This window comes from Acetobacterium carbinolicum, from assembly GCF_047456275.1.
Classification (GTDB): Bacteria; Bacillota; Clostridia; order Eubacteriales; family Eubacteriaceae; genus Acetobacterium; species Acetobacterium carbinolicum.
The window spans coordinates 3,026,568-3,045,382 of the sequence record NZ_CP173357.1 but is presented as its reverse complement, the minus strand read 5'-3'; the positions used below and the strand labels follow the sequence as shown (position 1 = coordinate 3,045,382).

Sequence of the window (18,815 nt, the reverse complement as noted above, 5' to 3'; positions counted from 1 at the left end):
TTTCAATACGTCTCTTTTTTTACGCCTTTTTTAAGGTCTCAAAAATTTCAAACATCCGTTTATTAAGCAGCGGATGAACAAAATAAGGTGCGATTTCTACCATTGACTCCATCACAAAAGCCCGTTCCTGGATTCTGGGATGGGGTAGAATTACCAGGGGATCAGCGGTGATGAGATTGTCATAGAATAAGATATCCAAATCGATGGTTCGGGGTCCCCAGTGGATCGTCCGTTCCCGTTTGAGCCCCTGTTCGATGCCTAGCAACAGGTTCATCAGGGTAGTGGGGGGGAGCGTTGTTCTGATTTTTAAGACACAATTAAGAAATGCATCCTGATCGGTGTAACCCCAGGGTTCGGTTTCGATGACCGTGGATTGGATCAACGCTTCAATACCGGGGCTGTTTTTAATGGCTTCTATGGCTTCGGCTAAATTCTGATTGCGGTCGCCCATATTCGTCCCCAATCCGATAAAAGCCTCATGCCAGCCACGATTAATTTCAATGGCTACGGTGTCCATCGATTTTAAAATCGGGGCCCAGGGCTTTTTAATCATGATGCGCACATCATTAACCATGGAATAGTGTTTTAAAACATAGCTAGCCAGCATTTCACCGGCGGTTTCGATCAGGTCATAGCTTTCTTTTTTAAATTCGACTTCCAGAGCATGGCATAATTCACCATAGTGTACCGATTTTGTCAGGTCGCCGGTGAGGGCCGCTTCCTGCATGTCGAGTGTCAGGGTTACCGAGATCAAAAATTTTTGGCCCAGGGTTTTTTCTTCCGGGAAAACCCCGTGGTAGGCAAAAACTTCCAGATCTTTTATATAGAGTTTGTCCATGGTGCTCCTTTCATAATACCGGCAGCCATTTGAGCAGCGCGTTTGTTTTCCAGAACATCATGGACCCGGATAATGGAAGCGCCCTTCATAACGCCGATGACAGTGGTTGCCACGGTACCTTCAACCCGCTGGGTAACCGGTAGATTCAGGGTCAGACCGATAAAACCTTTGCGCGAGGTACCCAGCAAAATGGGGTAGCCTAAGGTTTGCAAGTTTTCCAGATGGTGCATTGTTTCCATATTCTGGGCATAATCCTTGGCAAAACCGATGCCAGGATCAAGGATGATCGCGTCCCGGGAGATGCCGGCTTTGAGGGCGATATCGATCGATGCCTGAAGATCTGCTTTAATGTCAACCATCAGGTTTTGGTAGTTCTGGTTATCACGATTATGCATCAGGATACAGGGAACCTGGTATGCAGCGGTCACTTCGGCCAGAGTAGGGTCATATTTAAATCCCCAGATGTCATTGACCAGGTCAGCGCCGGCCTTTAAGGCAGCGGCCCCGACGGCACCTTTATAGGTATCAATGGAAATGGGAATATCAAAGCGCTGATGGATAGCCGCAATCATCGGTACAACCCGATCGATTTCCTGGGCATCGCTGATTTGGGTATGACCGGGTCGGGTCGATTCGCCGCCAAGATCAATGAGATCGGCGCCGTCGGCAATCATCTTTTCGACCTGCTTAAGACTGGCATCGAGATTGTTAAATTTGCCACCGTCGGAAAATGAATCCGGGGTAACGTTTAAGATCCCCATAATGAGGACCTGATTATTTAAGTCAAAATTCTTACTGCCTATTTGCATAAAAACTCCTTTAATAAATGATGGTCAGGTTTTTCTTTTCGTTAGACCAATCACATTCCTTTTCAACCGGACATGAAAAACAGGCCCGGGATAATTTATCACTTTCATAGATAATTCGACAAAATCCCTGGGCTTCCGGGTTTCGATGATTGAGGATTGCCGCCAGGATCAGCTTGTTTTCGTGGTCGCTATAATCAAGCTTTTTAAGCAAAGGAATTGCCAATTGGTGGGAGGCAATCTCATGGGGTGTTTTGTCCTCATATTGGACAAAACGACCAATATCGTGGAGCAATGCGGTGGTGTAGATGAGATCCCGGGAGACGTCAAAACCGGCTTCTAGGGTCTTAATACTGGCAATGCGGGCCACCGATAAAAAATGGTCAATCGTATGACAACAAAACTGCCGTTTAACCTCATGGGCATCTATCTTTTGCAAGTGAGCTTGATAGTCTTTGCTTTGATACAGTCGATTGGTGTTTTTTAACGTATCCATAAAACATGCTCTATTTAATGCTTAACAGCTTGTGCACTTCATCTTTTAGTTCCTTGTTATGTATAAAAATACCGGCTTGCATCGCAGTAACCGTTCGGGTACCGGGACGTTTAACGCCCCGCATGTTCATACAGAGATGCTCGGCTTCGATAATAACCATGACCCCCCGGGCATGGAGATACGCCATAATTGCTTCACCAATATCGGTGGTTAATACTTCTTGAAGCTGAGGTTTTTTTGAGTACAAATCAACCGTTCGCACAAGTTTTGAAAGGCCAGCTACCCGACCATTGGGGATATAGGCAATGTGTACCTTACCGTAAAATGGCAACAGGTGATGTTCGCACATCGAATAAAAGGGAATATCCCGTTCAATGACAATGTCATCGGATTTTACCGCAAAGGTTTTAGCAAGGTGAACTTCGGCAGTATGGCCTAGTCCGGAAAAAATTTCGGCATACATCCGGGCCACCCGGGCAGGGGTTTCAACCAGGCCTTCCCGGGTCGGGTCTTCGCCGATGGCTTCTAAAATCATTGTGACAGCTTCTTGAATTTTTTGTTGATCGATCATTATTCTCCTATCGCCGAATCAATTTCACATTGATCCGGAATGGTTTTTACTAAAACCAAATGAAAAAAGCATTACTTAAATAAAACAAAATGTTTTAAGCAATGCTTCCGCAACCCTTAATTGTAAGGGGTCCAGCGGAAGCAACAAGATATCGCAATGAGTTCATTTCGTTTAAAGGCAACTTCCCATCCTCTAACACTTCACGCATCTTGTCTACTCTGTTATATTTAATTGGATGTATTTTAACATGGGTTGGGGTCAGTTACAAGGGTAATATTACAGTATTGTTAAAAGGAGCAGATCGTTATGTGAGTTCAGATTTCAAGTTTAAATTGCCAATAAAAGGCCGTAAAAAAGAATGACAAAAGTAAAGAGAAAATATTTAACCATTTTTTTAACAAAGTGAGGCAAAACTTGTAATCGATGTGCAGTAATCTTACTTATTTTAAATTAGTGGAGCGGAATTGAGTGAGTAAACAAGCAAAAGAAAGATCACGTACTTAAAAATTTCAGCATTTACTTAAGAAGACTATGGTAAAATAATCCTGCAAAATATAATAGAAATACGAACAGAAATGAGTAAGACAATGACCGACTCAAATCAAAAACTCGGGGAACTGTTTAATCCGGATCAATTCACAGTTAAGAAACTTAATATGCGGGGAATTCCCAGATGTCAGTTTGAACGATATCTGGCCGCAAAAGCAAGATCCATAGATGCAGATACCTTTACTGGTGAGGGATGGCAGGTAACCCTGTCAAAAGAGCGCCAGGAGAGTATTGGTGTTTTTTCACTGGTTGCGGTGGACGTTACTCTGGCCGTAAAAAATGATCAGTTTGACGATTTTTTAGATACTTTTCGGAAGAACTTTCTCAGGGGCGGAGGTTGATGATGGAGGAGAAGAATCAGAAAAAGAACTTCTATTCTTTGGATAATGCCGGGGTACTTTATACGGCCATTGCATCATCACGGATGACAACAGTGTATCGGATGACGGTGGAATTATCAGAAACGGTCGAACCCGTCACCTTACAAAAGGCTCTGGAGCAGATTATCCATCGCTTTCCCTATTTTCAGGTGACCTTAAAACGGGGTTTTTTCTGGTATTATTATGAACATACCGAGGCGATTCCAAAGGTCGAAGAAGAAACCTATTATCCCTGTAAAACGATGCGGCAGCGACAGGGGAAGACCTTTCCTTTTCGGGTGCTTTATTATAAAAAGTATATCCATGTGGAGTTTAATCACAGTATCTGTGATGGCAGCGGGGGGCTGGCTTTTCTGCAGACGCTGATCATTGAGTATTTTAAACAATTAAAAGGTATTGTTCCTAAAAATCTGGGAAAAGCAATGGACATCCATGCACAAGTGGATCCGGGAGAGTTTGAAGACTCGTTTAAGGTTTATTATGAAGAAAATGTCCCCCCTCCTCCTGGTAGTAAAAAGGTATTCCATTTTCCTTTTGAACTTCTTTCCAAGGGCGAATACCTTTTACTGACCGGCTTTGTGCCAGTGGCCCCCATGCTTAGTTTAGCCAAAAGTTATGGCTGTACCCTGACTCAGTTTATTCTGGCCCTTTATTTTGAGAGTATTCAGGAATATATTATGGGACTCCCCATTCGTGAGAATAAGAAGCACCGACAGCGGATTGCCATCAATGTGCCAGTGGATTTGAGAAAGATGTTTCCTTCCATCACCTTGAGAAATTTCTTTATCAGTTTGAACCCGGAGATTGATCTGGCTTTGGGTTACTATACCCGGGAGGAAATTATCGAGCAGATCAAGGGGTATATGGGCCTTTATATGAATCGGAAACATATTAATCGTTATATTTCTCGAAATGTGCGTAATGAACAGCTGATCTTTCTAAGGATCATTCCCCTTTGGGTAAAAAAACTGTTAATGCCGGTGGTTTACAAACGCTACGGCGAAAGGGGCTATACCAGCGGTTTGTCCAACCTGGGAGTGGTCACGGTTCCAGAAGAGCTGAGCCCTTATGTGAAGCGCTTTGAAGTCTTTCCCTCGCCCAGTGCCGAAAGCCGACTAAAGCTGGTAACAGTCAGTTATGGCAACAGTCTGGCTCTGTGTTTTGGAAAAACGACAGGGGAAACAGTGATTGAAACGATCTTTTTTAGAAAAATAAGACAGCTGGGGATTCCGGTAAAAATAGAAACGAATAAGAGGTGAGAAGATGGCTTATTGTCCGAAATGCGGTGTTGAAGTTGAAGATGATGTGAAGTGCTGTCCGTTATGCGACTTTCCGATACCGGATGTCAATGAGGGGAATTACCCCCATGACGCTAAATATCCCCAGGCGATCAATACCTATGATGAAGATCATCTGGGAAAAAAGAATAAGGCGTTTTTTTCGTTAACCATTATTGCCATAAGCATCATGGTCATCATCGGGGTGATTTATCTGGTCTACCCCTGGAATCATGAGTTGCTTAAATACATTGCTCTGGCAGATCTTAGTATCTTTGCGATCGTGTTTTTTGCCATGGGTTATTTACAGCCGAATTACAATTTTCTGGGCGCTTATATTACGGTGGTCGTCACCTGTTTATTGGTTTTCCTGATTCTGGGAAGTCAATCGAACTGGTTTCTGAGTTACGCCTTTCCGATTGCGACCCTGGTTTATCTGGATATCAGCCTGTTCCGGTTCGTTTTGAAACACACCCGTCATAAGAGCCAGTTTATATTTATTCCCTCTAATCTGATTCTTTTTGTGATTGTGCTGGCGATTGGCATCGATGGAATTATCAGTATAAACGTGCTGGGTAGCATCCATTTAACCTGGTCACTGATTGTGGCGGTCTCGGGAATTTGCATCATTGTATTGCTGCAAACAATTTATCATCGGATACCTGAAAAAACCAGAAGAATGCTAAAAAATAAAATGCATGTTTGAGTTTTAATTAAATAAACGCAGCGAAAAACCGGATTAAGGTGATCGTTAAAAAAGCAAAATAAACAAAAAATAGAAAATAATTGGATTATGCAGCAGAGCTGTTTTATCCAGTTATTTTTTTATTTTGTTCAAAACCACAAGAATACAGGTAAAATATAGACCTCGAAATTGATGTAAAATCAATATTTTACAAACAAATGAATTATATCTGTATAAACATTAAGTATTGTTAGCTAACTGATATTTTGTTGCAAATACGCTGTTAATAAAACAGTTCTTGAGTCGGATTAAAGGTACTTGAATAACGGTTATAAGGGTAACATTAATGTATTAAACATCTACTTAAAGAAAATTGGTGTAAACCTCACGCAGATATCGTAAAAAATTCCTTTTATCGGTCAATAAATTGTAGTTTCAATTGATCAGTTTCGTGTTAAATTGAGTAACCATCCCAATCGGATTTGGTAATATAGGTACAAAAGGAGGTCATTGAAATGGCAGTACAAATTACACGAGAAGAAGCCGTCAAAAAGATTCGCAATAAATCTTCTGTTATGATCGGAGGATTTTTAGGGGCTGCTGTTCCACTAAAAATGATCGACGCAATAGCAACCGCCAGAATCAAAGATCTGACTGTCATCAGCATCGGCGCTGGTTATCGGGGCGGTGGTGTTGATATCGGAAAACTGGTTTTAAATAAGCAAATTATAAAATATGTGACCTCGCATGTGGGAACGGATCCCAATTTGATTAAGCAGATTGTTAATGAGGAAGTACAACTCGAACTCAGTCCCATGGGCACCTTTGTCGAGCGGATACGGGCTGGGGGCGCCGGACTGGGGGCCGTTGTTACACCAGTGGGAATGGGAACTGAAGTTGAAGACATGGCAGAGAAGATCATTGTCGATGGCAAACCCTACTTATTGTTTAAACCGATTCGCGCTGATGTGGCAGTGATTAAGGCCCATCGTTGTGATCCCTTAGGAAATTTGCAGTACAAAGGGATGAGCAACACCAGCCCGGTGATGGCAACGGCGGCAGATATTGTCATTGTTGAAGTAGACGAAATGGTAGACGTCGGGGAGATTGCCTGTGAGAACATTGGAACGCCAGGGATATTTGTGGATTATATTGTAAAGGGTCACAGCTATGAAGAACGAAGAACGATTTACGAAGAATTGTGGATTGCCACAAATAAATTATAGGAGGTCTGAAAATGTCGAGAGATTATATCGCAAAAAGAATTGCTAAAGAATTTAAGAACGGGATGTATGTCAACTTGGGAATTGGAATACCGACCGAATCGGCCAATTATATTCCGGAAGGAACCCAGGTGTTTCTTCAGACCGAAAATGGCGGACTGATGTTTGGACCAAAACCGAAACGGGGTGAAAGCAATCCGGATATCGCTAATGCCGGGGCAGAACCGATTACGATGCTTCCCGGTGGTGCCGTTTTTGATGTGGCAACCTCATTTGCGATGATCCGGGGTGGTCATATTGATATGACTGTGGTCGGTGCTTTGGAGGTTGATGAACTCGGCAGCATTGCCAGTTGGAAGATTCCCGGTAAACTTTTAACCGGAATGGGCGGCGCCATGGACTTGCTTTACGGCTGTAAACGCGTTGTTGTGGCAATGACGCATACAGATAAGCATGGCAACTCAAAAATTCGAAAGAAATGTACCCTGCCATTAACTGCCGCGGGGGTGGTGGATATGATTATCACCGATAAAGCAGTGTTTCGGGTAGCGGAGGAAGGTTTGTATCTGGAAGAACTGGCACCGGGAGTAACGGCATCTGAGGTTGAGCAGCTTACCGAAGCGACGATTTTGAACATCATGCAATGGGAACACGTTTTAATTACCTAGAAAGATAGAAGAGGGAATAGGATGAATAATAAAAAATGGCTGATCCTGACGGTCAGCATTGTGATAAACTTGTGTATTGGTTTTGCCTACGCCTGGAGCGTTTTTTCAAAACCATTGATGGTGGATTTTGGATGGACAGCCTCACAGGCCTCAATGGCGTTTACGATTAACTTATTTGTATTGCCCATTGCCATGATTTTTGCCGGACCGCTGGTAAAACGATTTGGTGTCCGGATGGTGGTTTTATTAGGCGGTGTGCTGTTTGGATTGGGGCTTTACTTAAGCGGCATGATTACCACGGTTTATCAAATCTACATCACCTATGGGTTAATTGCAGGATCGGGAATTGGGCTGATCTACTCAATTACCGTTTCCAATACGGTTAAGTGGTTCCCTGCAAATAAAGGCCTGGCTGGGGGCTTGACGGCCGGCGGATTTGGAGCAGGATCGCTGATTTTTGCACCCTTGGCGGTACAATTCATTGCCGTCCAAGGAGTACTTGGGGCGTTTCAAACCTTGGGCCTGATCTTTACCGGAGTCATTCTGGTATTGGGAATCTTTATTGCCGCTCCACCCGTTTCTGATATAGCAAGTTTGGCGACAGCGGTGGCTACAAATCAGAGTGCTGGTAATGTTACCACCCGTGAGATGTTAAAAACCCCTGACTTTTATTTGATCTGGGGATTAATGGTACTGGGCTGTATTTCAGGCTTGATGATCATCAGTCAGGCTTCGCCAATCGGTCAGGTGATGGTTGGTTTATCTCCGGAGCAGGCGGCGTTTGCGGTTGGCTTTATCGGACTGGCCAACGCGACCGGACGGGTTGTCTGGGGAACTGTATCGGATAAAATTGGACGTTATAATACCTTGATTGGGATGTTTGCGCTAAGCGGTGCCGGCTTAGTAGCCTTGTATTTTACGAACGACTTGCCGCTTTTCATGGTTGGCATCTGTTTGATCGCAGCCAGCTATGGGGGCGTATTCGGTTTATTCCCATCGATCACGGCCGATAATTTCGGGATCAAATACTTAAGCATGAATTATGGGGTTGTGATGACCGGGCTTTCTATTGGTGCCTTTATTGGCCCGCAAATTGCCGCCTACGCGGTTGAGAAAAGCGGTGGCAGTTATAATCTGGCTTTTATCATCACCTTAGGGATCAACATTGCCGCCATTATTCTGGTGATGTTTGCAAAACAAAAAAATGCCAAACATCAAATGACACTTGTAGAGAATTAAGTTCGACTAGAAGCATTAAAAGCGAGATAAAAACAAAGATCTGCCATATTGCGGCAGATCTTTGTTTTAAGTTAAACGATATTTTCGGTTAAGCATGTCTTCACGTTCTTTCCAGTCCGACATCAGGGTGCCCAGCGCACCATAAAAGGAAAGATTGTGATTGGGAAAACGAAAGTGCAACATCTCGTGTAAAGCGATGTATTCAATGCACTCCTTGGGGGTTTTAATCAGTTCCAGGTTGAGGATTACCCGTTGGCTTTTAGGTGAGCAAGCACCCCAGCGATTGTCCAGCCGATAGATTTTTAAGTCGGGAAAACGAACCTTGTAGGGAGCGGCCATAACAATGGCCGCGGCCATGGCTTCTACGAAGACTTCCCGGGCCTGTTCCCGGTACCACATATCCAATACAAATTCTTTATGTGTTAGGGATTGGGTATCATGGACATTGAGAACCATATTATAATTGTCAATGATGACACCGGTGGTGGGGGATTCTTCGATCATCAGGCGATAGTAATCGCCAAGGAATTTATGTTTTTCACCTGTTTTATACTGATGATTTTTTAGTAATTCAGGGACGGTATCAAGACTGCCAAACATAGGGGTACCTCCATCTTTTGTAAAACGACGCATTTTTTTACTATTATATCCAAGAAGGGAAGAAACCTGAATAGAAATAGTTGTCACCATAGGGAAAGAATTGGTGATCAACTTGTAATTTTTTAAGAAGCACACTATCACCTGTACTTTCACGAGAAAAATGTTATAATGAGATATTAAAGTTTGAGGAAAAATGTGGAGAATAACGAGGAAACATTTTTTAAATGAGAGGAGAATCTTATGGAAACAACATTAAAGGTAACATTGATTCAACACACGCCGGAGCCCGAAAAATTAGTTGCGGCGGCTGCCAAACTCTGTTATTCCAAAGCCGGTGCCGATGAGATTATGGAAGACCTGACGGATGACAATGTCGAACGCTTTTTAACCCGTTTGATGGACATGGGGCACGCGTCACCCATTGAACACGCCAGCTTTACCTTTGCCATTGAAGGGGTGAGCCGGGCCTTAACCCATCAGTTGGTACGCCATCGGATGGCCAGCTTTAGCCAGAAATCCCAGCGTTATGTCAGTGAAGGGCAGTTTAATTATGTGATTCCCCCAGAAATTAAAGCGTTGCCAGATGGCGAGACGATCTTTGTTGAGGGGATGGAAAATGCTCAGAAGACCTATGATGCGCTAGCTCAAAAGCTGATCGAAAAGTATACCAGGGACTTGATGGCGTCAGGCCTTTCTGAGAAACAAGCTGCGATGGCTGCCGAAAAGCAAGGTATTGAAGATGCCCGGTTTGTTTTGCCTAATGCCTGTGAGACAAAAATCGTCACAACCATGAATACCCGGGAATTGCTGCATTTTTATAATCAACGCTGCTGTAACCGAGCTCAATGGGAAATTCGTGAATTGGCGACCCAAATGCTTAAAGAATGTAAGAAAGTGGCACCGCTGCTCTTTAAAAATGGCGGACCCCGATGCATGGAAGGTCCATGTCCAGAGGGAAGCATGACCTGCGGAAAAATGACTGAGGTCAGAGAAAAATTCAAGCAATTATAAAAAAGCAATAAACAGGATCTTAAATAAAAATTGAAAAGGTTGTGAAAAGTTATGTTGGAAATTAAAAATCCCGAAAAACAGAATATGATGCTCTCTTTAATTGTCGCTGTTTTAGGGGCCGTTATTATTTTTATTCCGTTTGTGATAAAGGCGGTTAGCATTTATCAGTTTTACTTTACCTATGCCGGGGTGGTTGTTATCGTCTTTTCGCTTGGCTATGCTATTTATTACTATCGTCGGTATCGTGAGTTTGAAGCCTTTATGGAGAAAAAAGATGAGGCCCTGATCTGGGAATATGATGAAGCTCAGTATGTGGGATTTATTGGTGAATTAAACGAAATCCAGAAGAATTCAGAAAAGAAAAAAATCTGGATCTTGTTAGGAATTGAGTTGGTTATTTCGGTATTACTCTTTATTATGTTATCAGAAGGGATGAAATGGCTGGGTTTTGTCTTTTTTGCTTTCTTTGCCACCCTGTCGGTCCTGTTTACCCTAATATTACCCCAGAGTTTTAAATACAAGGCGCTGGTTAAACCCTATGTCACCATTATTCAAGAAGATGGCGCTTACATTATGGGGCGCTTCCATCGCTGGTCAAAAGCCCAGGCTAAACTGAAGAACTACGATAATGGAGAGAAAATGTATAAGGTTCTGGCCATTAATTATGAGGCATTAACGCGAAATGGCCGACTGTTTCAGGAATGGACAGCGGTTATTCCAAATCCTGATGACAGCAGCATGATTGCCGAAGCGAAAACATGGGTTAGTCGGATCAATAAATTTACCCGACTTCAAGAGAAAAAAATGGGTGAACGAAAATCACGTTCAGAACAATTATTTGAAAAGCTAGTTGGCAAAAACAAGAAATTGGATAAAGCGACCGAGTCAAAAACTCAGAAATAAAAAAAGCCCGAAATGGGCTTTTTTTATTTATTCAGGATAAATCATGTTTTCAGGTTGGATCGTTTCAAGAATTTCGGTCAGAAACTTTGTTGCTTCATAGCGGGCCATGGGGAGGTTCATATCCAGGTAGTTACCGCAGTCCCGGGGAGAGGCACCGGGAATTTCGTCTTGATAACCGGCCATAAAGGTAAAGAGTTTGATAATCAGGGGCAAAATATCCTCAGGAGTCAATTCGCCTTTCATCAGCAGATAAAAACCAGTTCGACAGCCCATCGGTCCAAAATAGACGATCTGATCACTGAGAACCGGATCATTTCGTAGAAAGGTTGCCCCCAGGTGTTCGAGGGCATGGAGTTCGCCATTATTGATTACCGGTTCGCGATTGGGTTCTTTCATCCGAATATCAAAGGTGGTGATGCAATGGTCGCCGCAATAATCTTTTCGGGAGATGTAGACGCCCCTCAGTAAATCCAGGTGGTTAATGGTGAAGCTGGCAATTTTTTTCATTTTTTATTCTTCCTTTCCGGTAAGATAATGGTTGATCGCCTCCAGATAATGGAGGAGAATATTATGAAAAGGGTAAATACGCAGATTCTGATCGAAGTCGCCATAGGGAATCGACTTTCGGCCATCATGCTGGGCATTATCCCAATAGTTTTTTAGCATGCCAAATGGTAACAAGAAGGTTTCATCGCAGAATTTAAAATGGACAATCAGGAAAGATAAGCCCTCCTGCTTTTCGAAAGCCTCCATAAATTCCATCTGATGTTGGTGGATATTAGCAATTGGCAAACGTTTCTGGCTGGTTTCCTTGGCGTCAAAGCAGACAGGAATGCCCTGAATGTTTCCCAAATAATCGACCGTGCTTTTTTCTTCAAAATAAGCCAGTTTGATGGTTCCTTTGGCCGGATCCAACTCCACTGGTTTGATGGAAGTGGGGATTTTTTGAACCACAGCCAGACCTTGTTCTAAATAAATTTTGTTGGTGATGTTTAAATTCTCCTCAAGCTGACTTCCCCGCAGCCCGCGGCTATTCCAGTACCCCATGGTTATTTCTCCAATAAAAACGGATCTTTGAAGCCAAAGCGTTTTAAAGCTTTTTCAAAAACCGGGGGAACTGGCGCGGTAAACGTTTTTTTGATATCCGTTAGGGTATATTGGGCGCTATGAAGCAGTTGGCTGCTCAGGCCGGATTCTTCATACATGCGGCTGTTAATCAAGCGATTCCCGTATTTAGGGTCTCCCAGAATGGGAAAACCCATGGCTGAAAGTTGTACCCGAATCTGGTGAGAACGGCCGGTTTTTAAAATGATTTTAAGTAATGCATAGTCGCCGTGGCTTTCCAGGGTTTCGTAGTTCAGTACCGCTTTTTTATCGGTTGGGGCGGTCTGTTGCTCCGAGAAGGTGACGGTGTTCCGATCACCATCCTTTTTTAAATAACCGACAATCTCATCGGCAGCTTTGGGTTTGCCAAAGACAATCGCATAGTAGACCTTTTCCGTTCGGTCCTCCCGGATGGCACTATTAACCTCCTGGAGGGTCTTATAATTCTTGGGAACCAGGATGACCCCAGTCGTGTTTTTATCCAATCGGTTGGCACAGGCCGGAGTAAAGGTCAGGTTTGTTTTAGGATCATAATCGCCTTTTTTAATCAGATAGTCAACGGCGTAATCAATTAGCGAGAGTTCTTCAGTTTTATCCGGCTGGGTGAGTACCTCGGCTGGTTTATTAAGAACCAGCAGATCACTGTTTTCATAAATGATATCAAGAATGGTACTGTTTTTATCCAGCGTTTTTTTAGTCGAATCGACGCGGAAGCTGGAAATGGTTTCTTCAGAGAAATAAATCTGGACCTCGTCACCAGCTATGATAGCAGTGGAGGGCTCGGATTTTTGACCATTGAGTTTGATTCTTTTTTTTCGCAGCATCTTTTGGAGAAATCCTGTCGATGCCTGGGGCATGAGTTTTTTTAAAAAGCGGTCCAGTCGTTGGTTGCTTTCATTTTCGGTGATAACAATTGTTTTCATTTAAAATCCTTAAGTCAAATTTTTACTTATTATACCATGGTAGTCCGGTAAATAAATTAAGTTTTGGTATCACTTGAAGAATAATTTGATCCATTTAGCAGCGCTTTAAGTTTGCTCTGAGAAGATTATGCAAAGGATGCATGGTATTAACCGAAAAAGAGCATGCCTGCAAGTAACCAAAGTTATTTTGCGACATGCCCTTAAAACGGAGAAACACGTTAAGGATAATAAAAATTATCGTTTATGGCTGCAGTCCAGAACATTTTTTATTTTATGGGTAACCATCGCTTTAATAGCAGCACGACCCGGTCCTAAATACTGACGAGGATCGAACCAACCGGGATTTTCAACGAAAACTTGTCGGATCGAAGCGGTCATAGCCAGTCTTAGATCGGTATCGATGTTGATTTTACAAACACCGGATTTGGCAGCTTTTCGTAACATTTCTTCAGGAACTCCCTGGGCACCGGGAATTTGTCCTCCAAATTGATTGCATAGGTCCACGAATTCTTTTGGAACGGAGGAGGCTCCATGAAGTACCAGTGGATAGCCGGGTAGGAGAGTGGAAATTTTATCAAGTCGTTTAAAATCCAAGCGCGGTTCACCAGCAAATTTGAAGGCGCCATGACTGGTTCCAATCGTGATTGCAAGAGAATCGCAACCGCTTCGTTCAACAAATTCTACCGCTTCGTCTGGATCGGTATAGGTTGCATTTGCAGTGTCGACATTGACATCATCTTCAATGCCAGCCAGTTTTCCCAACTCGGCCTCAACGACAACACCGTGATCATGGGCATATTCAACGACTTTCTTTGTTAAGGCAATATTTTCATCAAAGGGATGTTTTGAGCCATCAATCATAACGGATGTAAAACCGCTATCGACACAGCTTTTGCAGATTTCGAAATCATCGCCGTGATCTAAATGGAGACAAATATCCAAACCGCTAACTTCGATGGCTGCTTCAACTAATTTTCTTAAATAGACGGGGTGGGCATATTTTCTGGCACCAGCCGATACCTGTAAAATAAGGGGCGCTTGTTCATCAGCAGCTGCTTCTACGATGCCTTGTATAATTTCCATATTATTGACATTAAAAGCCCCAACCGCATAACCACCTTCATAAGCTTTTTTGAACATTTCAGTTGATGTTACTAATCCCATTTTTGAAAACCTCCTAAGGGTTATTATTTTTGCTTCTTTTTTCGTTAGATTCCTACTTATTTACTCTGCTAGTATACTCTTTTTCGAAAGAATACTCAAGCAATCAAGGTAAAATTGACAGTTTTTGATATTTTTTTCCAGACAGAAATTAAGCAAAAATAAATTAGGCATTTTTGAAGTGTGAAATAATTAAAATGGCAAGTGGGGATAATTCTGAATTAAAGGTAAATAAAAAGAGACGAACTTAAAAGTCGCCTCTTTTTGAAAAACAAGAACTAACGTTGTTTAATAAAGCTGGGAAGAATTTTTAATAAACCGACGAGCATAATCGTGTACAGTGGGATCAGAAAAATATTTGTAATGATCCGGGCAGGGAGTAATACAGCAATGGCCTGTCCATAAAGAATACTTAAAAACCACGTATTTAACAAAATTGATGTGACCAATTGTGAAACGCTGACGATAAAAAGAATGTGATCGCTGCGATATTCACGATCAAGATTGGATTTTTTTACAACAACAATGGGGAAGACCGCAAATGCGATCATCAAAACAACAAAAAGAACAAAGAATACCATGTTTAGTGGCGCTCCTTCATAGTAAATGATGCCATTGTTAAAACTGAATATGCCGGAAATCGCCAGGATAATCGATGTCAGAGCAATAAATAGCATATTGAACCATTCCAGATGTTTGATTTTTTTGTTTCTTAACATCATAAAAAGTAGGCCCGGAATTAAACCGGTGAGTCCATTGGCCAATGTAAACCCGATAAAGAAAGGACCGCCTGGTTTAATCATAAAGCACAAAATATCTGAAATAAAACCTACGGCAAAACCCGCCAACGGTCCAAACAAGATACCGCTTAGCATGATTGGCAAAGCAGTGATGTTAACCCGCAAAGAGGGAAAACCACCAAGAGGGATAATCACCTCAAACAGAATTTTCAGCACGATGCTGATGGCAATGAGCAGTCCACAATTGACCACAACTCGGGTCCGGGTGGAACTACTAATAAAAGCATTACTTTTCATAAAACCTCCTTGATTTTAAAGTAATGCTTCCGCAACCTACAATCTGCATTGTAACAGCGGAAGCGACAAGATACCGCAATGGTCACATTTCGTTTAAAGGCAACTTCCCATCCTTTAACACTTTACGCATCTTGTCTACTCTGGTATTAAATTGACATCATTTTAACATGAGTTTAAAGGTTTACACAAGGATAAATTATTATCGTTATTTTTTAATCAAAGTAGTTATTTTCAAAATTTGGAGTAGATATAGTATCAGTCATAATAAAATTTATAAGAAAAAATGTAAATGGAGGGTAATAAATAAAAAATTATGGAAGTACAGAGTTTGTGGTTATAAAATAGAAGGCGTTGAAGCCCCAGAGCTTTGTTTGAATTGCAGATTCCCTTAGGATCAATTTGCCGCACTGAGTGAAAAGATGTAAAAAAGGTTTGCGATTCTTATATTACCAATGATATCCATATGGAAGTGCTTGGATTGGCAAAGAAAATCATTCTTCTGTCAAGAAAGGGTGCAGAAATTAATCTTGACCTGGCCTGTTTACATAGTTTTAAAAAAGCAGAATCTGATTGCTATGTTATTAATGAAATGTGTAAAGCTGAAATAGTCGGACATATTTAAAAAGGAAAATGGTAAATATATATTGATGTGGAGCTAGGGTTTGTGTTATGATAGTTCAGTAAGTTTTACTGCTGGCGTGGCACAGATGGTAGCGCAACTGATTCGTAATCAGTAGGTCGGGGGTTCGATTCCCCCCGCTAGCTCCAGTAAAGAATAATATTTCATCGAAAGGATGGCTTTAAATAGCCATTCTTTTTATTTTGTTCCGTACACAATTTAGACGACCGACTGTTTAAAATGACATATCTCTTGCTATTTCTGGCTACTTCTTGCTATTATTGTCCTACTTTTTGTCCTACTTCAGTGTCCTACCTTTTTTACGTTGGTTTTAGTAGTTGTTTTAAGGCAATTTAGTGAAGTCAATGCGGCTTCTTATGTCTTCTACAGTGTCGTGAACATAGATTTTTGTTGTGATTTGCACATCAGCATGCCCTAGAATTTTTGAAACAGTATAGACGTCGGTGCCTGATCGGTAGAGTAAGGTTCCATAAGTATGTCTTAACTCGTGAATACGGAGCTTTGGTAGTGGATCATAATTTTCAACATTAGCTTTTTCTTTTTCTGCTATATAAAACTCCGATAAATCGAGAATGAAAGGGTTATAGCGTCTTTTGGTCCAATTATCCAGATCAGCGATTTGATTCAGTTTACTGCCCAATGTGATGATATATTCGCTATGCTGAGTTTGATTTTTTAAGTGGTTAACAAATTCGTCATCCAATGGAATTTGTCGCATGGATGAAAAAGTCTTTGTCTTATCGATCACATAACTTCCGAATTCTTTTACAGCTGCATTTTTTATGTACATAATTTTCTTTCCAAAATCGATGCTGTCCCATTTAAGGGCAAACAGCTCACTTCTTCTTAAACCTGTTTTGAGCATAATAAAAACGCCCAGACCATAAGGGTGCTCTTTGGCAAAATCGATTACGAACCGATATTGTTGATCTGTGTAGGTACGTAATTCTTTTGGATTGCTTACCTGACCTTTTTTTACCTTTGTCATTGGGTTTTTATCAATCAGATCGTTTTCGAAAGCAGTCGAAAAAACAGCGTTGGCAATGAGATAAAGTTTATCCATCTTTGACTTACTGATCCCGGATTGAGCGCTGAAGAATTTCTGAAGATTGATCTGGGTGATTGATTCCAACAATTTATCTCCGAATGCAGCTTCCAACACCTTCATATTTGTTAAATAAGTCTGCTTATAGGTATTGTCGTTCACTTCATCGCGCTTTGTTTCGAGCCAAACTTTCGAAAATTCAGAAAAAGTGTAATGAAGGGCGGTTTTGTTTTCTTTTTCAGCTTCCTTCAAGAACTCTAAATATTTTCTTTCGCCTTCACGTTTTGTTTTTGCGTAAAAGGACTTTCTGATCGGTTTTCCTTCAACGGTATGTCCGATTGTTTTTCTTACTTGTATAAGTTTTGTTGGCAAGTTTGTTACTCCTTTCAAATAAACATCCATCCCTGGTCACAAACTTTGAGAAGCCACGGACTGCCATCCGGAGCGTTAATTTTTCGTTCACACATAAATTTTAAGTTGAGATTGAATATATCGAAGGCTTTTTAAATTTTGTTCATATCTATCATTAAATTATAAGTGTGTTTTGTAGAGCAAATTACCGGCAAGTTAAAAAATAGCGTTATATTGCGTTTGATCAATCAAATGATTACTTGATGAAAGTTACTGGCAAGTTAAGAATCTAAGGTATAAGAGTATTTGATTGTTTTGGGTCGTGAATCTGAGAAAGAGATTTTTCATTGGAAGCTGTTGCTACTTTGTTGGGGCCTGGAACTGTGTTATGCGCAGTTGGCGATTAAATGAATAGATTGATCGTTATGCATAGAAAACATCTATTGTTTTAGAAACTAAGGATTTAGATGTAAACTTTCATCAATTATTTTTAAAATGAGCCTGTTCGAAATATCTTCAATAATCCCGATGGAAACTGAAGAGAATGGGGCCACAACAAACTTAGTTTTTTCCCAAACATTATCATCCCGAATGTTATCCAGTAACTCATGCCCACACCAGGTTAATGATTGAATGTGAAATGTTGGTATTGTTTCAGCTGAATAGGAAATTTGGGATGTTTTGATATAGTTTGCTTCTGTGAGTTTTGCAACTGTGTATATGATATCTGTGGTTTCATAAGGAGCAATTTCAATATTATTGGCGCACAGATGAGATGTGAATGGAAGCTTGTCTTCAAGATATAAAAGTAGATCACGTACGCATTCAGGATTCAATCTCATAAATATACCTCCTTTTTTTTGCTTAGTGAGAAGTTGTTAATTTTTTTATCTGAGATCACATACTATTCTAACCAACGATTTTCTTTGAGCGAGTAGATGGGGCATGGCCGGACTTAAAATCACCGATCACTTGTTCAACAATTTCATCAAACCGGCCAATGAGTTTTATTTGATCACGTTCGTTCGTTACCTTATTGAAAATCTCGAGTAATTCTTGCTCGTTCTGAGTTAAATTAATTGTGGTATTGACTATTTTCGTATACTCATTAGGAAAGTCAGATAAACACAAAATATAATCTGTGGTTACATTAAACAACTCAGAAATTTTTTTAATTGTTTCTGCAGTTATAGGAATTCTTTCAGATTCATACTTTGAAATGGCTGAATCCTTTACATTAAGCGCTTTTCCAAGCTGTGATTGTGTCCATCCTTTTTCAATTCGTAATTCTTTTATTCTGTTCACTTT

Annotated in this window: 21 protein-coding genes, 1 tRNA gene and 2 riboswitches; of the genes, 9 read left to right on the top strand and 13 right to left on the bottom strand. The window is 41.3% G+C overall.

All coding sequences use genetic code 11. The features are described 5' to 3' along the window. Positions 1-19 precede the first annotated feature (19 nt). Genes folK through folE form a run of 4 tightly spaced genes read right to left on the bottom strand, consistent with a single transcriptional unit; the run spans position 20 to position 2,711 of the window. Positions 20-838 (bottom strand): 2-amino-4-hydroxy-6-hydroxymethyldihydropteridine diphosphokinase, encoded by an 819-nt coding sequence (gene folK, locus ACIZ62_RS14210; RefSeq protein ID WP_414150449.1) that lies wholly within the window; start codon positions 836-838, stop codon positions 20-22. After that, positions 820-1,647 carry a dihydropteroate synthase gene (gene folP, locus ACIZ62_RS14205; RefSeq protein ID WP_414150448.1) on the bottom strand — a complete coding sequence of 276 codons (828 nt, stop codon included), beginning with the start codon at positions 1,645-1,647 and terminating at the stop codon, positions 820-822. The genes folK and folP overlap by 19 nt, the downstream gene beginning before the upstream one ends. A gap of 10 nt (positions 1,648-1,657) precedes the next feature. Continuing rightward, the gene (locus ACIZ62_RS14200) at positions 1,658-2,140 is read right to left on the bottom strand and encodes an HD domain-containing protein (RefSeq protein WP_111889298.1); all 483 of its coding nucleotides are present in this window, start codon (positions 2,138-2,140) and stop codon (positions 1,658-1,660) included. A 10-nt stretch (positions 2,141-2,150) separates the two neighbouring features. Next, complete coding sequence (gene folE, locus ACIZ62_RS14195) at positions 2,151-2,711, bottom strand: GTP cyclohydrolase I FolE (RefSeq protein WP_111889299.1); 561 nt, start codon at positions 2,709-2,711, stop codon at positions 2,151-2,153. Between the two features lie 130 nt (positions 2,712-2,841). Next, positions 2,842-2,934: riboswitch (THF riboswitch) on the bottom strand. A gap of 352 nt (positions 2,935-3,286) precedes the next feature. Here folE and ACIZ62_RS14190 point away from each other — a divergent pair. The 6 genes from ACIZ62_RS14190 (at position 3,287) to ACIZ62_RS14165 (ending at position 8,732) form a co-directional block, all read left to right on the top strand. Further along, positions 3,287-3,601, top strand: a complete 315-nt coding sequence (locus ACIZ62_RS14190; protein WP_414150447.1) for a hypothetical protein — start codon at positions 3,287-3,289, stop codon at positions 3,599-3,601. Positions 3,602-3,603: 2 nt separating this feature from the next. Further along, complete coding sequence (locus ACIZ62_RS14185) at positions 3,604-4,899, top strand: hypothetical protein (protein WP_414150446.1); 1,296 nt, start codon at positions 3,604-3,606, stop codon at positions 4,897-4,899. A gap of 4 nt (positions 4,900-4,903) precedes the next feature. Then, a complete protein-coding gene (locus ACIZ62_RS14180) occupies positions 4,904-5,623 on the top strand; it encodes a zinc ribbon domain-containing protein (RefSeq protein ID WP_111889302.1) in 720 nt (239 codons plus the stop codon). Between the two features lie 494 nt (positions 5,624-6,117). Then, positions 6,118-6,828 carry a CoA transferase subunit A gene (locus tag ACIZ62_RS14175; protein WP_111889303.1) on the top strand — a complete coding sequence of 237 codons (711 nt, stop codon included), beginning with the start codon at positions 6,118-6,120 and terminating at the stop codon, positions 6,826-6,828. A gap of 11 nt (positions 6,829-6,839) precedes the next feature. Beyond that, positions 6,840-7,493, top strand: coding sequence for a 3-oxoacid CoA-transferase subunit B (locus tag ACIZ62_RS14170; RefSeq protein WP_111889304.1), 654 nt, complete (start codon positions 6,840-6,842; stop codon positions 7,491-7,493). Positions 7,494-7,514: 21 nt separating this feature from the next. Next, entirely contained in the window at positions 7,515-8,732 is a 1,218-nt protein-coding gene (locus ACIZ62_RS14165; RefSeq protein WP_414150445.1) for an OFA family MFS transporter, read from the top strand. Between the two features lie 66 nt (positions 8,733-8,798). Here the strand turns inward: ACIZ62_RS14165 and ACIZ62_RS14160 are convergent, their stop codons facing one another. Continuing rightward, entirely contained in the window at positions 8,799-9,422 is a 624-nt protein-coding gene (locus tag ACIZ62_RS14160) for a M48 family metallopeptidase (protein WP_322519805.1), read from the bottom strand. Positions 9,423-9,572: 150 nt separating this feature from the next. Between ACIZ62_RS14160 and thyX the strand changes: the two genes are divergently transcribed. Together thyX and ACIZ62_RS14150 are read left to right on the top strand one after the other, a co-directional pair. Further along, the gene (gene thyX, locus ACIZ62_RS14155; protein ID WP_414150444.1) at positions 9,573-10,343 is read left to right on the top strand and encodes an FAD-dependent thymidylate synthase; all 771 of its coding nucleotides are present in this window, start codon (positions 9,573-9,575) and stop codon (positions 10,341-10,343) included. 51 nt (positions 10,344-10,394) lie between these two features. After that, a complete protein-coding gene (locus tag ACIZ62_RS14150) occupies positions 10,395-11,246 on the top strand; it encodes a hypothetical protein (protein ID WP_111889307.1) in 852 nt (283 codons plus the stop codon). Between the two features lie 27 nt (positions 11,247-11,273). On the opposite strand, the gene ACIZ62_RS14145 is transcribed toward ACIZ62_RS14150, so the two are convergent. The 5 genes from ACIZ62_RS14145 to ACIZ62_RS14125 all read right to left on the bottom strand — a co-directional run bounded on the left by ACIZ62_RS14145 (position 11,274) and on the right by ACIZ62_RS14125 (position 15,471). After that, the gene (locus ACIZ62_RS14145) at positions 11,274-11,753 is read right to left on the bottom strand and encodes an S-ribosylhomocysteine lyase (RefSeq protein WP_111889308.1); all 480 of its coding nucleotides are present in this window, start codon (positions 11,751-11,753) and stop codon (positions 11,274-11,276) included. A gap of 3 nt (positions 11,754-11,756) precedes the next feature. After that, on the bottom strand, positions 11,757-12,293 hold the full coding sequence (locus ACIZ62_RS14140; protein WP_111889309.1) for a Holliday junction resolvase RecU: 537 nt from the start codon (positions 12,291-12,293) through the stop codon (positions 11,757-11,759). Between the two features lie 2 nt (positions 12,294-12,295). Beyond that, positions 12,296-13,273: an RluA family pseudouridine synthase gene (locus ACIZ62_RS14135; RefSeq protein ID WP_322519801.1), complete on the bottom strand. Its 978-nt coding sequence runs from the start codon at positions 13,271-13,273 to the stop codon at positions 12,296-12,298. Positions 13,274-13,507: 234 nt separating this feature from the next. After that, positions 13,508-14,437: a class II fructose-1,6-bisphosphate aldolase gene (gene fba / locus ACIZ62_RS14130; protein WP_322519802.1), complete on the bottom strand. Its 930-nt coding sequence runs from the start codon at positions 14,435-14,437 to the stop codon at positions 13,508-13,510. A 275-nt stretch (positions 14,438-14,712) separates the two neighbouring features. Then, positions 14,713-15,471, bottom strand: a complete 759-nt coding sequence (locus ACIZ62_RS14125; protein ID WP_322519803.1) for a folate family ECF transporter S component — start codon at positions 15,469-15,471, stop codon at positions 14,713-14,715. 52 nt (positions 15,472-15,523) lie between these two features. Further along, positions 15,524-15,616, bottom strand: a riboswitch (THF riboswitch). Positions 15,617-16,163: 547 nt separating this feature from the next. On the opposite strand from ACIZ62_RS14125, the gene ACIZ62_RS14120 reads away from it, so the two are divergent. Then, positions 16,164-16,239: transfer RNA gene (locus tag ACIZ62_RS14120), tRNA-Thr, on the top strand. Between the two features lie 194 nt (positions 16,240-16,433). Here the strand turns inward: ACIZ62_RS14120 and ACIZ62_RS14115 are convergent. From ACIZ62_RS14115 to ACIZ62_RS14105, 3 genes are all read right to left on the bottom strand, one after another. Further along, on the bottom strand, positions 16,434-17,528 hold the full coding sequence (locus ACIZ62_RS14115; RefSeq protein WP_026394495.1) for a site-specific integrase: 1,095 nt from the start codon (positions 17,526-17,528) through the stop codon (positions 16,434-16,436). 434 nt (positions 17,529-17,962) lie between these two features. After that, positions 17,963-18,349 carry a DUF2513 domain-containing protein gene (locus ACIZ62_RS14110; RefSeq protein WP_304888812.1) on the bottom strand — a complete coding sequence of 129 codons (387 nt, stop codon included), beginning with the start codon at positions 18,347-18,349 and terminating at the stop codon, positions 17,963-17,965. 67 nt (positions 18,350-18,416) lie between these two features. Then, on the bottom strand, positions 18,417-18,812 hold the full coding sequence (locus ACIZ62_RS14105; protein ID WP_051355745.1) for a helix-turn-helix domain-containing protein: 396 nt from the start codon (positions 18,810-18,812) through the stop codon (positions 18,417-18,419). Positions 18,813-18,815: the final 3 nt, after the last annotated feature.